This is a genomic window from Saprospiraceae bacterium (assembly GCA_016716185.1).
In the GTDB taxonomy this organism is placed as follows: Bacteria; Bacteroidota; Bacteroidia; order Chitinophagales; family Saprospiraceae; genus Vicinibacter.
Genome location: JADJWV010000003.1, coordinates 16,996 through 32,798, shown reverse-complemented (window position 1 = coordinate 32,798; position 15,803 = coordinate 16,996). Strand labels below are relative to the sequence as shown.

Below are 15,803 nucleotides of genomic sequence, written 5' to 3'. Positions count from 1 at the left end.
TTCAGTTTAGTTTAGATACCATGCTGTGAAGCCAGGTTTTTTCAATTAATTTTTTGTCGTTCAAAATTTCAGAAAGCCATTTGTCTTTTTCTTTGGCAGGTAGTTTCAAAGTGTGGTTGAGTTTGCCTGCCGATGCCAGAAAATTAATGTAATAGTCCCGGTGATAACCCAATTTTTTAGATCTGCGGATCAGATTTTTAGTAGCAATAATTTGATTACCCATCAGTTCCGATTCCTTCAATTCATAATAAATTTTAATCATTTCCACCCGGGCATTGAGTTCGATAAGCGGATCTTTGAAAATGCTGGTATTTAACAGATATAATGCCTGTTGATATTGGCCTCTTTCTTTCTGAATTTTCGCCTTGCAGAACTGATAGATCATATTTCGGTCTTTGACATTTACAAGGGCTTTGTATTTTTCAAGGACCTGTTCGGCTAATTCCAGATCATTCATCCTGATACACAATACGATAATGTTTTTATAAGTCAGGGAACTCATCACTCCGTAGTCCAGAATCCAGGTATTTTCAATGCAATGTTGAAATAAGTTCAGTGTGATCCGAAAATATTTGGTGTTGTTTTGATTGATTTTACGGATGCCATAATTCAAAGCAGTGAGGTATAATTCACGACCGTATTCGAAGTCGAAATATTTTTCATGTTGTTTAAGCAAATCAAGATATTCATCGAAGTAGGTTTCCTGTTCGGGATTCCGGAACAGTTGGATCGCCAGCAGGTATAATTTTAACTCGGGATATTTCGCCCAGTTTTGAACGACAGCTTGTTGCATCCAGACATCCACCATAGGATATTCGGAAGATTTACGGCCAATGGATTCATGCGAAAGTTGTTCGAGATAAATTCGGAGTCGTTGAATCAAGGCAGATACTTCCAGATGTTCGGCGCAGAGCCCAAAATCGAAATGCGTGAATCTGTTTCTGAATGATTCGTAGGATAGAATTTCCATATCCAGCTGATGCTTCCATTCGTAGCGTTGCGGGTCCCAATGATCACCTGAATCGATGGTCTCTTGTAATTTTGAAGCTTCTCTTTCAAATTCCCTGATCTTTTGATTTTTGCGAAGATGTTTGAGGAGGAGTAGATTTTTTTCTATTTCTGATTTGTGTTTGGATTCGATAAAAATGAAAGTCTTTAATTGGTTGAGCAGTTCTGAAAAAAACAAACGCAATTTTATATCGGCATAGTTTTCTCCCGGATAGAGCGCATGGAATAATTCCGGCTTAATCAAATCAGTTTTTTTAAGAATCAGGGATTGCAGGGCAAGCAAACCTTCAATTAATTTCTTGTTTGTATTGAAATAGGGTGATTTCAGGAATTCAATGAATCGCTGGCGCTGTTTGGCATTTAAGGTGTTATATAACTCCAGAACAAAGGGACTTTTCATTTTGGGCTACAAATAAATTTTATAAACAACTGAATATTAATTAATTAAACTAATTCAAATATAAAGAATATTCTACAAACCAATTTTTTTTTATTTTACAGGACCGATCGCATATCCTACATTTGTTTAGAAATAATGGCAAAGCCCATGTTTGGATTTATCAGAAATAGACTATTAGCCGTACTTATTCTCGCCTTAAGTGGCTTTTGCAGGCCACTATCCGGGCAGGATCAGGTTGTTATTTTTCCGGTTGATAAAGGCTGGGTAGGCGATACGAATTTCATTGAGCTAAGGGCCACCGGATTTAAAAATATTCTGGCATTTCAATTAAGTTTCAGAGACGAGAACCGTCTGGGCCAGCTGGCAGGAATCGACCAGGTCCGTTTGCCGAATTTCAACAGCGGTAACTATTCCTTTCATCAGGGATTTAATGCCCTGACCGTGTCCTGGGATTTTGCAGCTCAGGGAATGACTCTACCGGATGGCGAAACCCTTTTTCGCATCAAATGGTTGTCGGATCCGCTTCAAAGCCATTGTTATGAAATTGCCAACGCCCCGGTAATCATAGAATTTCTCAATACCAATGCAAACAGTATTCCGGTAAACGGTTATAAGAGTTGTCAGTCCGTACAATTTATTCCTACGTATTTGAGTGTGTACAGGGATGCAAATTCAAATTGTAGCTACGACAACCAGGAACAATTGTTATCTGATTATACCATTATCGATAGTTTTAATGGAAGAACCAGAATTCTGAAGAACCCACAGTTGTTGAGTTTTTCTTCAGCTGAGTTTGGCTTTCATTATTTTAGCATTTCTTCAAAATCGTCTTTGTGGAATGCCTGTAACAGAAGCCAGAGACTCTATATCGACAGCACCACCAAACTGATCAGTCTTCAATTCGGACTTCAGCCGGTTTCTGTTTGTCCCTTGCTTGAAGTTGAGGTCAGTTCTCCGATTGTCAGAAGATGTGTCAATTACAATTATCAAATACACTATAAGAATACCGGCACCATCGCAGAGCCTAATTCCCTGATCCGGATCACCCTGGATTCGTTTATGATTTATAAAGGAGCCAGTATACAACCTTCGTTAATTCAATGGCCTGTTGTAGAATTTGCCATAGGAAATCTCGATGTTTTTGAGGAAGGCGTTTTTCTAATCACGGTTGAGTTGGATTGCAATCGAACATTGGTTGGGCAAACGCACTGTCTGAAGGCAGAAATATTACCAAAGGTAAATTGTCTTTCATCGCCCAACTGGTCGGGTGCTCATGTTGAAGTCAATGGCATTTGTTCTGAAGGTAAAGTTAAATTCAGGATCCTGAATTCCGGCGAACAAAACATGACAGAACCTTCTCAATATTGGATTGTGGAGGATGATATCATGCCCGGACTCAAGAAAAATGTCTTGCTCAATAAAGGGGCTTTTCTCGATCTTGAATATCCTGCTAACGGGAAAACTTATCGCCTCATGGTTGATCAGGTTGCATTTCATCCTGGACAATCCAATCCGACAGTTGCGATTGAAGGCTGTGGAAAAAACCAACAGGGAGATTTCAGCAGGGGTTATGTGTTGCAATTTCCTGAAGATGAAGAAGACCTTCATATAGCAATAGATTGTCAGGAATCGCGGGGTTCATTTGATCCTAACGATAAAACCGCCTGGCCCAGAGGATATGGTCAGGAAAATTTTATTGAACCCAATCGGCAGATCGAATACCGGATTCGCTTTCAGAATACAGGGAATGATACGGCTTTTCAGGTTGCGATCTTCGATACACTGGATAGCTGGTTGGATCTGGAAACTTTTAAAATGACCGGTTCTTCACATCCATACCGATATAGTTTGGTTGGGAATGTACTTACGGTAAGATTTGATGGTATTCAGTTACCACATCGTTCAGCGAATGAAACCGGATCGCAGGGTTACATCACCTATGCTCTGCAGCCTCTGTCTTCTGCACCTTTAAAAGCACGCATAAATAATACTGCAGAAATCGTATTCGATATGAATGCGGCAATTATTACGAATACTACTTTGCACACATTATCAAAAGATTTTATTGTGGTAAGCACCCAACCACCTGCCGGTCCTGAGAAACACATGATGAACATTTACCCAAATCCCAACAACGGTTTGTTTCAAATTGAATTCAAGGGCCTGAAACAACAAGGTATAGTAAGTATCCTCGATGCTTGCGGCAACATGTGTTTCAGGCTTCCATGGGAAGGGCAGCCACTATCGCTTGACCTGAATGGTATGCTCGAAGCAGGAATTTATTTTGTAAAATTTGAAAACAACAGAGGTATCATCGCATTTGAAAAATTGATGATCGTACCGTCAAAATATTAAGTATTTACAAACGTCAACGCAAAACCTTAATTTTTTCAACCGGGAACGCCTGAGTTGATGCTGAAAATTGTGACGAGGTACTCCCGGTATGGAGCTTGCATACCGGGATATCTTTTTTAGATGATGGATGATAGATTAGTTGATAGTGCAAAGCCAAAAGCTTAAAGGGAAAAGATTAAAGAGCAAAGATAAAAGAGCAAAGTTTCTAGAGTAAAGAGAATCTAAATCCAGCCCCGTAGGGGTGGCATATTAATAGAGAATGCAAATATTAAAATTCCAGCCCCGTAGGGGTGACATGTCAATAGGGAATGGATAAGAAGCTTAAAGCGCAAAGCGATAAGCAGAAAGCGCGGAGTGAGGGTATAAAATTGCGATTAAATAAAGATAACAGGATCATTAATTTAACCAAATTCCAGCCCCGTAGGGGTGACATATGAATAGAGAATGGTGTCCCGACATGAAATTGCTGAAATAGAAATACATCACCTTTATGTCGGGAAGAAAATTGCGATTATATAAAGATTACAGGATCATTAATATAACCAAATTCCAGCCCCGTAGGGGTGACATATAAATAGAGAATGCATAAAGCATTTAGGCATATTAGATTAATCTAAATCCAGCCCCGTAGGGGTGACATATTAATAGAGAATGGAGAATAGAGATCAAAATCCAGCCCTGTAGGGGTGAAATCTCAATAGCACCAATTTCAGAGAGTGGGGTAAAGAATTCAGAACGAAATTTTTAAAAATTGTTTCTTATTTGTAAGAACTTTTAGTTCTTACGCTGGATGATCCTAAAAGCCTAACAGTTAATTTAACTAACAATTGTTAGTATTTTATACGTGCTTTCGGTTTCATCTTTTAAACCACTTCCACCTGATGTCGCAGCAAATCATCCAGTACTTCCCGTTCGCGGATCAGATAATCCTTTCCTTCGTGGATCATTACTTCTGCCGGGCGGAAGCGCGAGTTGTAATTGGATGACATCGTAAAACAATAAGCCCCTGCATTTTTGAAACACAAAATATCACCAGGATGAATTTCTGCCACGACCCGATTGCTGGCGAAGGTGTCAGTTTCGCAGATGTAACCAACAATGTTGTAAACTCTTGGTTTTCCATTTGGGTGGCTTACATTAAAGATGTGGTGATAGGAATCGTAAAACATGGGTCTGATCAGGTGATTTAATCCGGAATCGACGCCAGCAAAAACTGTGGAGGGCGTTTGTTTGATCACATTGGTTTTGACAAAAAAGTAACCGCAATCGGATACCAGATACTTGCCTGGTTCAAAATAGAGTTTTAATGGTTTTCCATATTCTTTGCAAAATGCATTGAATGATTTTGAGAGGACCTGTCCCAATTCTTCGATATCGGTATAAACGTCATCGGGTTTATAAGGAACTTTTATTCCGCTTCCGAAATCGATAAATTCGAGATCTTTGAATTTTCTCGCAGCATCGTAGAGGATTTCAGATGCCAGACTGAAAACTCCTGCGTCGAGAATATCTGAGCCGGTATGCATATGCAAGCCATTCACTTTGAGTTGAAGAGCATCTACTAACCGGAGCACCAGTGGAAGCTGATATATGGAAATGCCGAATTTGCTATCGATATGACCTACTGAAATTTTTTCGTTGCCTCCGGCCATAACGTGAGGGTTGATCCGGATCCCAATTTTTGTATCCGGATAATGGTGCCCTATATATTCCAGCGTTTCAATATGATCGATATTGATTTGCACTCCGAGTTTGATTGCCATTTCGACTTCGTCAGGACCCACACAATTGGGCGTATAAATGATTTCTTCAGCTTTAAATCCCGCTTTCATCCCTGTCCAGATTTCCTGAACGGAAACCGTATCCAGTCCGACACCCCATTGATTCATCAATTTCAGTATGTTGATGTTATTTAGTGCTTTGCATGCAAAGTGGATACCCAGATCTGGAATATCAAAAGCATTTTTTAATCGGTCGATCTGTCTTTTGATGACTTCAGTGTCATATAAGTAAAAGGGTGTGTGATATTTTTCGACCAGGTCGAGGACTTTTAACTTCTGAATGCTGTATTCGCCGTTGATTAATTCCATATTTTCTGTTGTATTGACCGTAAATAATTGCACAAATGTAATTGCAATTTTTTTAAATAGTGTATCAAAGCTTGGATCCAAAGAGGTCTTTAGGATCAGTAGGGAAGTGGCTCAATGGGAGATCGCATCCATTTTTTTATTAGTTTATAAACCTGGTTTTTTTCAGATTTTGAAAAATCACGTAAGCGGGTGCGATGGCCACCGTTGTATTTTACCAGTTTCAAAGCATTGGTTGCCGGAGAAGGATGCACAGCACAAGAAGTCCAAGTATCCAGTCCCCCATAAATATAGATGATGTTCTTACTGGAATGTATTGCTTTGTCCAACATTTCTTTCATGTATTTCCCATCGTAATGGATTGAAACATCATTTGGACAAAATTCGAGATTGCTGAAATATTGGTGTTTCAATAAATGGCTCAAGCCAGATGTGTCAAAGCCGTAGTATCCATATTCTGTCATAAACTGATAATAAGCCGGGAGATACAATGCACAATATTTGTTATCGTAATAATTAAAATCTACGACTTGCTCAACGTGATCAAATACATCTTCCACTGTGGATTGGTCACCAGGAATTTCCTTACATCCAAATCCCCATTGCCAGAATGAAAAGGGATATTCCAAAGCTGTGTAATCAATGACCTTATCCAGATCCATTTCAAATTTGACGTTTTCTGAAACTTCGAGTTGTTTTAACATGGGTTTCAACTCCTCACGGGAATTCAAAATCAGTTTTTGAAACTTTTTAACTTTCAATCTGCATTCTGGAGTTCCGACGACATGGTTGTAATGCTCGATAGTTCTTTTGTCTTCCTGCTCTAAAACAAATGGAGCTACATAGGCTATAGTAGCTTTGACAGCATTCGGATAGTTCAGGCTGTATAGTGTTGCTGTTGTTCCACCTTTTGATATTCCAGTGACCAGCCAGTTTTTTTTGTAGACAGACTGAAGACCTGATTGTATTTTATGGAAATCCTGCAATGCTTGTTTGTGGTTGAGTAATTCCCACGGGATGGCTGAAGGCTTTGATTCTCCAAAAAATCTGTATTCAACGGAGATCTGGTTGGCGTCGAGGATCATGGTTGGTTCATAGATACGATTTACAATTTGGTACCCCTCGGTGACGAGGACATTGGGTTTATGAAATCCTCTGTGGAATAGGATTACCTGTTGCATGAAACTTCCTGTTTCGGGAGCGTTATGATCCAACGCCTGTATGAGATTTAGTTTCCAAACAAACTTGTAAGGTACCTGAGTGGCCAATGGTTCTATCTGAATTCCAGGAAAAACCATTTGCAAATGTTTGCGCAATTTTACGGAATCGCGATCAACAAAACCATTTGCATCAGTAATCAAAGGAATGATCAGTAATATAAAAGTTAATATTTTTGCATAAATCAATATATCAGAAATTTATTCCAATCGCTTTACTCCATCTCCGAATTGAGCTTCAAAACAATGGGGTTCGTACCCAAATTTATTTTTAAAAGCATTGCTTAATCCGGAACTGTAAGAATTGATCATTGGTGACGGTACCAGGTGTAAGGTGCAACCACCAAATCCGCCACCGACCATTCTGGCTCCGGTTTGGAGACCGGAGTATTTTGAAAAATTAACCATAAAATCGAGTTCCTGACAACTAACCTTATATAAACTTCTCAAGCCTTCATGGCCATCGAAAAGAATGGAACAAGCCAGATTGGTATTATGTTCCTGTAAGGCTATAGCCATGTTTTGCACCCGGATATTTTCTTCCAGAATAAAAAAAGCCATTTCAAATTGCCTTGGGCTGATTTGAGATTTCAATTGTTGGAGTTCGGAGAAGGATAGCTGTGAAATAAAATATTTATCCGGATAAATGGAATGAATGATTTCATTCAGCTTTTTACAAGCCGCTGACCGACTGTTGTAATCTGTATGGATGAGATGATGTTTAACTTTTGTATCAGCGACGAGCCATTTGTAATGATCCATGACAACGGGGATGTATTGAAAACTCCAATCCATGCAGTCGATGCAAAGTGCATGGTCCTTTTTGCCATGCATGATCGATATGTGATCCATCATTCCGCCATCAACTCCTGAAGCTTTTTCTGCCTGAACGGCAAATTTCGTAAGCTGCTCAATAGACAAATTCCACGATGAAAATTCATCAAGGATGCTTATAAATCCACAGGTTAAAGCGGAAGATGAGGACAATCCGGCGCCGATGACAAGATCACCACCGAAGCCAAGATTAAAATAGGGCCACGAATATCCTTTTTCTTTTAATAATTGCAATACGCCATTAAAATATACGGCCCAGTCTGGTTGGTTTTTGGTTTGTCCAGGATACCAACTGTCATTTTGGTTAAAAGAATGAATCCTGGTTTCGTTTGAAGCACTGAGCGCAAAAAATACAGATTGATCTATGGCAGCAGGTAGACAAAATCCTGCATTGTAATCGGTGTGTTCCCCTATGATGTTGACGCGTCCAGGAGCTTTGTAGGTCATAAGGGGCTCTTGCTTAAATTGATTTTTGAATGCGATGTTTACATTCATGAATGAGATTATAATTGAATTGGCAAGTTAAAAATTTTTCTGAACGTAATTCGATCCTGTTGGGAAAATAGACGTTTTACGTTTTGACGTTTTGACGTTTTGACGTTTTGACGTTTTGACGTTTTGACGTTTTGACGTTTTGACGTTTTGACGTTTTGACGTTTTGACGTTTTGACGTTTTGACGTTTTGACGTTTTGACGTTTTGACGTTTTGACGTTTTGACGTTTTGACGTTTTGACGTTTTGACGTTTTGACGTTTTGACGTTTTGACGTTTTGGAAAGTTCGGCAACTAATTTTTAGTTCCCCAAAATTAAATTATCTCATGTTTATTTAATATTTAGCCTGTTAATATATTGCCACCCCTTAGGGGTTTTGTTTCCGAATAAATTGAATCAAATGAAAATTTAAAGATCTATGTAGCTTACAAAACATTTATTATAGAGAGCCTTTAAAATAGCGTAAATGCTCGCTCTTGAGCTTTCTAACGCTTGTATTCACTTTTTATCCATTTATTTTGCCCTATAATCTTACCTCTTTGCTCTATACATCATTATGCATTCTTCTTTAGTCAGGAGTCTGTAGGCTGTAGTCAGCAAGAAGTTTCGCAATATTCTCCATTCTCCATCATCTATTCTCCATTCTCCGTCCTCATGCCTTCTTCCCTTTATACCTTCAGCCTTTCTTGCTTTTTGCTTTGAGCTTTAAGCTCTTGCTCCATTAACTATACGCCATCCTCTTTGCTCTTCACTCCTTGCTCCTTGCACTTTGCTCCTCCTGACATAGAGGTGAGGTATTTCCATTTCAGCTATTTCATGTCGGGACTCCATTCCTATTATTTTTTAAAGTTTGATTTGTAATAAAAGATTATCTTTGCACCGCAATCTGCGTAGTAGAATTTCCAATTAAGCGCATTCCCGTCGAGGATTTCCCTTTATTTAAGTTCCACTAATTTAATTTTTATTAACACTCAACAACCTGTTGTTTGGCATTTCTGCAGATTATTTGCCAGGTTTCAGGTGTTTATACATTTTATAATCCATATATGAACAGTACAACCGTACTCCACTCTGTTAGAAAAGAATCGCGTCCACAACGTGCAAATGGCGGAAACCGAAAGAAGCAAACACGCATAAAGTCTGTTGATCCGGTCCATTTTGAAAAGAAATCCAATCCCGAAAAAGCAAGAAGTTATACTGCCACCCGAGCCATTGCCGATTTGCCGGTCGATGATGCATTGATCAGAAACCTGATTCGAAAAAAATATACGCATCCTACAGAAATTCAGGAAAAAGCACTTGAACCCATCTTAAATGGTCTGGATTTTCTGGGAATAGCTAAAACCGGAACTGGTAAAACAGCAGCTTTTCTGGTGCCACTATTGCATAATGTAATGAATGGCGATAACCCCGGACAGATATTAATCATTACACCGACACGCGAGCTTGCTTTGCAGATTGAAGCCGAGTACAAGACGCTTTGCTCCGGATTAAAGTTGTTTAGTCATTGTTTAATTGGGGGTACTTCAGTTGAAGCGGATATTCAAAAATTAAAGCGGCCTGTGCATACCATTATCGGTACTCCAGGAAGGATTGCAGACCTGGTTATGCAGCGAAAATTGAATTTGCAAAATTTTAGCTGTCTGGTACTCGATGAATTTGACAGATTGCTCGATATGGGATTTTCAAAAGAAGTCATGGCGTTGGTTGGTAAAATGACCAATCGAAAGCAGACTATTTTGTTTTCAGCTACTGAAGATGATGCACAGCGATCTTTAATGAATAGTTTACTTAACAATCCAGTAGAAGTCAGACTTTATTCCGGAAATGCTTCAAGCGATCTTGTCGATCAGGAAATTGTTGCAGTCAAACCTGGAGAAAGCAAAGTAGATGTGTTGATTAAAATGCTTAAAGATAAATCATTTGTCAAAGTGATGGTATTTGCAGAGACCAAGCATTTGGTAAAGCGGTTAACTGCGAAACTAAGGATCTCTGGGATCAGGGCTGATGATATCCATGGCAATAAATCCCAGAACCAACGCATACGAACTTTGGAAGCATTCAAACTGGAGAAAATTCAGGTCTTGGTTGCGACCGATGTAGCAGCACGTGGATTGGATATTACCGATGTCAGCCATGTGATTAATTTCCAGGAACCCAAGAACCTCGACAGTTACATTCACCGCATTGGACGGACAGGACGAGCCGGAAAAAGCGGCAAGGCGTATACGTTTGTGGGATAGGGGGGCAGTAGGGAGTGGTTGGCAGTTGGCAGTTGGAGTTGGCAGTAGGGGGCAGTTGGCAGTTGGAGTTAGCAGTTGGCAGTTGGCAGTTGGCAGTAAGCAGTTGGCAGTTGTTGGCAGTTGGCAGTAAGAAGTTGGCAGAGTTGGCAGTTGGCAGTTGGCAGTTGGAGTTGCGTGCTTGGCGTGGGGCTCGTGTAGTTGATAGTTGATAGTTGATGGGACTAACATACGTTCGTTAGTTTAGGGAAGAGAGTTCTATCAATGGAATCGAAATATATCTTTAGGCTTTTCGCTTTAAGCTTTTCGCTTTAGGCTTTTCACTTCAAGCTTTTTCGCTGAATTCAATTCCCCCACCCTAAAAGCCTAAATCCCGATAAAACTGCATAATATTTTAGTAAAGAAAAAGTTAGCTTTATTTTATCGGGACTAAAAGCCTAAAAGCCTAAAAGCCTAAAAGCCTAAAAGCCTAAAAGCCTAAAAGCCTAAAAGCCTACAAGCTTATTCGTTGACAGGACTAACAAATGTTTGTTAGTTAAAATAAGATTGTCAAATCAATGGCATTCGACCAAAGCTTTCAGCTTTTCGCTTTCAGCTTTTCACTCATTCACATTCCCCTTTCACATTTAATTTCTTCAGTATATCTTCCAGTAAGCACCATTTGGTAAGCGCAGATTGAAATAAATTCAATCCTACAAATACAGCGAGGTAGATCCAGTGGGGATGTACAAAATGTGCAAGACTTACAGATAAAAGCACCAGTGATCCTGCAAAGAGTCGAATAATTTGTGTTCTGTTCATAATTTTATTTAATTAAGGATTATGTATTTTTTATTTGTAATTTCTTTTTTCAATCATGTAGTAGAGTAGTGGAACAACGATAAGTGTAAGTACAGTCGAGGCAATGGTTCCGCCGATCAGAGAGATGGCCAGACCTTGAAATATGGGATCGAAAAGGATTACCACAGCACCGATGGCGACTGCACCGGCTGTTAATAAAATCGGCGTTGTACGGACAGCCCCTGCTTCGAGAATGGATTCTTTTAGAGGAATCCCATCCCGCAGTCGAATATTTACAAAGTCTATTAACAAAACAGAATTCCGGACCATGACTCCCGCAAGGGCAATGAAGCCAATCATCGAAGTGGCCGTAAAATATGCGCCCATAAGCCAGTGTCCCGCTACAATACCAATCAGACTCAACGGAATGGCCGTCATCATGATGACCGGAACTTTGAAATTCTGGAACCATCCGACGATGAGTAAATAAATTACGAAGATGACAACGGCGAATGCAATGCCCAGATCTCTGAATACTTCGTAAGTGATCTGCCATTCACCATCCCACTTCAGGGTAAAATTGCTTTCGTCTTTAGGTTGTTCGTAAAAACTCTCTTGTAGCGTATAACCTTTGGGCAAATCGATGGATTTTAGTTTTTCAGAAATGTCTAATATGGCATATACCGGGCTTTCCAAATCACCTGCCATATCGGCGACTACATACACGACCCGTTTTTGATTTTTACGGTAGATGTTTACATCCTGCTTATTTTCTTTAATGGTAATTAAATCTCCAACCGGAATAATTTTACCTTGTTGATTTACGACCGGTATACTTTTAAGATCATTCACACTTGTTTTTTGATGATCGTTGAGTCTGAGTACAATTCCAACCGCTTGTATGGATTTCGGATCATACATGCTTGAAATTACGGGAGATCCAAGTGCCATTTGCATGGTTTGAACGATGTGAGCAGGCGTGACACCATACAACATCGCTTTTGTTTTATCTATTTCAAACGAGATCTTTTTTTGCTCTTCTTCTACATACCAATCCACATCTACAACATCGGGAGTCTCACTGATTAATTTTTTAGCCTGATTTGCGATATCAATTTGTTTGTCGTAATCATCTCCGTAAATTTCTGCGACAATTGTACTCAGTACCGGAGGTCCCGGAGGTACTTCGACCACTTTTACATTGGCGTTGTACTTTTTGGCAATTTCCTGAAGTCCCGGTCTGTATTTTTTAGCCAGATCATGGCTTTGTTCTGTTCGGTCATGCTTGGGGTTAGATTAACCTGGATGTCACCAACATGAGAGCCTTTTCGTACATCGTAATGTCTGACCAAACCGTTGAATGTTATCGGAGATGAAGTACCCACGTATGATTGGTAAAATAATACTTCTGATTGTTCCGATAGATATTGCGATAATTCTCTTGCAACAGCTGAAGTTCTTTCTAAAGTACTTCCCTCAGGCATATCGATGACTACCTGAAATTCATTTTTATTGTCGAATGGAAGCATTTTCACAGCCACCCCTTTAAAAACAAAAGCCAGCATGGACAACATGAGGATCAGGGCTGTACTCAATAAAAACACATATCTTTTCATTCTTGAATTCAGGAGGGGCAATAAAAATTTATGATACAGTTTATAAATTTTATTGTGATGCATTTCGATGACCTCTGAACTGGGTTTAGCTTCGCCCTTATCTGATTCTTTCAAAAAAATATAACCCAAATATGGTGTGATGGTTAAAGCGATTACCAGTGAAAAAAGCATGGCAATTGATGCACCTACGGGCATCGGACTCATGTAAGGACCCATAAGCCCCGAAACAAATGCCATGGGAAGTATCGCAGCGATTACTGTAAAAGTCGCCAATATGGTTGGGTTTCCGACTTCGTTAATGGCATAAAGTGCAGCTTGATGAAACGGCAGGATTTTATTTTTAAAATGCCGGTGCATATTTTCAGCAATGATAATACTGTCATCGACGACGATGCCCACAACAAAGACCAATGCAAACAAAGTGATCCTGTTCAGGGTGTAATCCATGAAATAATAGGCGAATAGTGTGAGTGCAAAAGTGGTTGGCACTGAAAGAAAAACGACCAATCCTCCTCGCCAGCCCATTGCAATCATGACCAACAGCGTTACTGCAAGAATTGCGATTCCAAGGTGCATCAGGAGTTCAGAAACTTTTTCTGATGCGGATGCACCGTAATTTCTGGTTTCGGTCACTTGTATGTCATCTGAGATCAGTGTTTTCTTGAGGTCCTGAACTTTTTCCTGAATTAGTGTCGAAATGGACATCGCATCTGAACCTTTTTTCTTTGAGATAGCAAGCGTAACTGCAGGATATTCAGATTTGAATAAAGCTTTTTTGTCCATGCTTGCCTTTCCAAAACCAAAACTCACATAATCTTCGGAAACTTCAGGCCCGTCGGCAACTGTAGCAACCTGGTGCAAATAGACCGGCTTGTTTGAAAACGTACCCACAATGATATTTTCAACATCCTCTTTAGAGCTTAGAAAGTTTCTGGTTTCAATGGCAATTTCCTGATCATGATTCGTCATGGTTCCGCTCTGCGTCTGAACATTGTTTTGTCTGATGTTTTGAGCAAGCATTGCAATGTCTAAACCATGTGCGGCTAACTTGTCTTTATCGAGTATTACAGACAATTGCCGGTCTCTTCCTCCGATCAGTTGGATCTGTGCAACTTCGTTTATTTTTTTAATTTCATTCGCCAGCTCCTGGCCAATTCGTTTGATTTGATAATCATCCTGTGTTGTGCTCCAGAGCGTAAGTGACATCATGGGAACATCATCGATGGATCTGGTTTTGATTAAAGGCATGCTGACCCCCATCGGCATTTTGTCTGCATTTTTATTGATCTCATCGTATAATTTTACTATAGACCGTTCAATATCTTCACCGACATAATATTGCACCACCAACATGGCTTGTCCATTCATGGAAGTCGAATACACGTATTCAACTCCCTTGATGTTCGAAATCATTTTTTCAAGGGGTTGAACGACTCTGGATTCTACTTCTTTTGGATTGGCTCCGGGATAAGAAACGAAAAGATCTGCAATAGGAATTTTAATTTGAGGTTCCTCTTCCCTGGGAATGAGCATTGTTGAATAAATTCCAATGGCAAGAAATACCAGCATGAGCAGGATCGTTAATTTGGATTTTATAAAAACATCCGCAATCCGCCCTGAGATACCCTGATTCGTATTTGGTTTCATAATTTATTAAATTTATTGTTTGATGCGAACAGGGGCACCATTATATAATCTGCTGTCGGCTTCTGTGATATAACTCTCATTTTGCTTCAATCCTGAGACAATTTCTATGCGATCTCCAAAATCCTTTCCAATTCGAACCCATCTCAAAATAGCTCTTTGATCATCGGATACGGTAAACACGCCATAAAGCTGGCCTTTCTCAATGAGTGCTTTTTTAGGTATGATCAGTTGGTTTTGATCTTTTTGAATTGATTGTTTACCTTGTAAGCGCTGAATTTTTGCATTTGCAAACATCCCCGCTTTCCAATTCATATTTATAATGCTTTTAGGATCGGGTTTGATTTCAATTTCGTATTGACTCCCACTGAATTGTGAAGATGGATTGAGTTGTGCTATTTTTCCCATACATTTTTCACCGTTACTTTGCAACTGTATGACCACTTCTTTTTGCTTGTCTATATTTTGGATTTCGGATTCAGGAACATTTGCTTTTAGAATCAGATTATGGCTGGTTTCGATCGTCAGCAAAGGCATACCCGGATGTGCAAGCGTACCCGCTTCCGCAAAAACAGCAGTCACTGTTCCATCAAAAGGGCTAAGCACCTGAGCTTCCCGGATCATGATTTGAATCTGGATCAATGATTGTTTGGTTTGTTCCAGCCGGTTTCGGGATGCATCATAAACTTGCTGAGCCTGATCCAATTCAAAATCGGTTGCACTCGATTGCTCATGTAATTTTTTAAAACGGTGGTAATTTTTTTGAGCAAGCTCAAATGATGAATTTGCTTCGGAGAGGTTGGATTCCAAACCCGCTTTCTGTGCCATCAGATCAGTAGCTTTTATTTGCATGAGCAACTGCCCTTGCCTCACTTTCTGTCCTTCACGGATGTATACCTGGTTCACATTTCCCATGACCCGCGAACTGATTTGAGATGATTTGTAAGATTCGAGGCGACCGTTGACTTCAAAGTCCCCTGCGTTTGATGCAGAATCAATTGCAGGTTTTGAAATCTGGATTTCTATGATTTCCTGATCTTGAGGATCTGAGGTCTGCGGGTTTTTTTTGCCACAAGATGCAACGATCCCTATAACGAAGACTGCGAGTATGGTATGTATTTTCATATTT

General features: G+C 39.8%; 9 protein-coding genes and 1 pseudogene. 3 read left to right on the top strand and 7 right to left on the bottom strand.

Annotated elements, in window-relative coordinates; translation table 11 throughout:
• Position 1: 1 nt before the first annotated feature.
• Positions 2–1,408 (bottom strand): hypothetical protein, encoded by a 1,407-nt coding sequence (locus IPM34_13370; GenBank protein ID MBK8956527.1) that lies wholly within the window; start codon positions 1,406–1,408, stop codon positions 2–4.
• A 135-nt stretch (positions 1,409–1,543) separates the two neighbouring features.
• Between IPM34_13370 and IPM34_13365 the strand changes: the two genes are divergently transcribed.
• Positions 1,544–3,763 carry a T9SS type A sorting domain-containing protein gene (locus IPM34_13365; GenBank protein ID MBK8956526.1) on the top strand — a complete coding sequence of 740 codons (2,220 nt, stop codon included), beginning with the start codon at positions 1,544–1,546 and terminating at the stop codon, positions 3,761–3,763.
• Positions 3,764–4,626: 863 nt separating this feature from the next.
• Here IPM34_13365 and lysA read toward each other — a convergent pair.
• The 3 genes from lysA to IPM34_13350 all read right to left on the bottom strand — a co-directional run bounded on the left by lysA (position 4,627) and on the right by IPM34_13350 (position 8,396).
• Positions 4,627–5,853 carry a diaminopimelate decarboxylase gene (lysA, locus tag IPM34_13360; GenBank protein MBK8956525.1) on the bottom strand — a complete coding sequence of 409 codons (1,227 nt, stop codon included), beginning with the start codon at positions 5,851–5,853 and terminating at the stop codon, positions 4,627–4,629.
• A 95-nt stretch (positions 5,854–5,948) separates the two neighbouring features.
• On the bottom strand, positions 5,949–7,256 hold the full coding sequence (locus tag IPM34_13355; GenBank protein ID MBK8956524.1) for a hypothetical protein: 1,308 nt from the start codon (positions 7,254–7,256) through the stop codon (positions 5,949–5,951).
• Between the two features lie 12 nt (positions 7,257–7,268).
• Positions 7,269–8,396: a hypothetical protein gene (locus IPM34_13350; GenBank protein MBK8956523.1), complete on the bottom strand. Its 1,128-nt coding sequence runs from the start codon at positions 8,394–8,396 to the stop codon at positions 7,269–7,271.
• 1,044 nt (positions 8,397–9,440) lie between these two features.
• Between IPM34_13350 and IPM34_13345 the strand changes: the two genes are divergently transcribed.
• Both IPM34_13345 and IPM34_13340 read left to right on the top strand, forming a co-directional pair.
• On the top strand, positions 9,441–10,637 hold the full coding sequence (locus IPM34_13345) for a DEAD/DEAH box helicase (GenBank protein MBK8956522.1): 1,197 nt from the start codon (positions 9,441–9,443) through the stop codon (positions 10,635–10,637).
• Between the two features lie 14 nt (positions 10,638–10,651).
• Complete coding sequence (locus tag IPM34_13340; GenBank protein ID MBK8956521.1) at positions 10,652–10,846, top strand: hypothetical protein; 195 nt, start codon at positions 10,652–10,654, stop codon at positions 10,844–10,846.
• A 391-nt stretch (positions 10,847–11,237) separates the two neighbouring features.
• On the opposite strand, the gene IPM34_13335 is transcribed toward IPM34_13340, so the two are convergent.
• The 3 genes and pseudogenes from IPM34_13335 to IPM34_13325 form a co-directional block, all read right to left on the bottom strand.
• Positions 11,238–11,435 carry a DUF2892 domain-containing protein gene (locus tag IPM34_13335; GenBank protein ID MBK8956520.1) on the bottom strand — a complete coding sequence of 66 codons (198 nt, stop codon included), beginning with the start codon at positions 11,433–11,435 and terminating at the stop codon, positions 11,238–11,240.
• A gap of 30 nt (positions 11,436–11,465) precedes the next feature.
• A pseudogene (locus tag IPM34_13330) lies at positions 11,466–14,677 on the bottom strand (efflux RND transporter permease subunit).
• 12 nt (positions 14,678–14,689) lie between these two features.
• A complete protein-coding gene (locus tag IPM34_13325; GenBank protein ID MBK8956519.1) occupies positions 14,690–15,799 on the bottom strand; it encodes an efflux RND transporter periplasmic adaptor subunit in 1,110 nt (369 codons plus the stop codon).
• Positions 15,800–15,803: the final 4 nt, after the last annotated feature.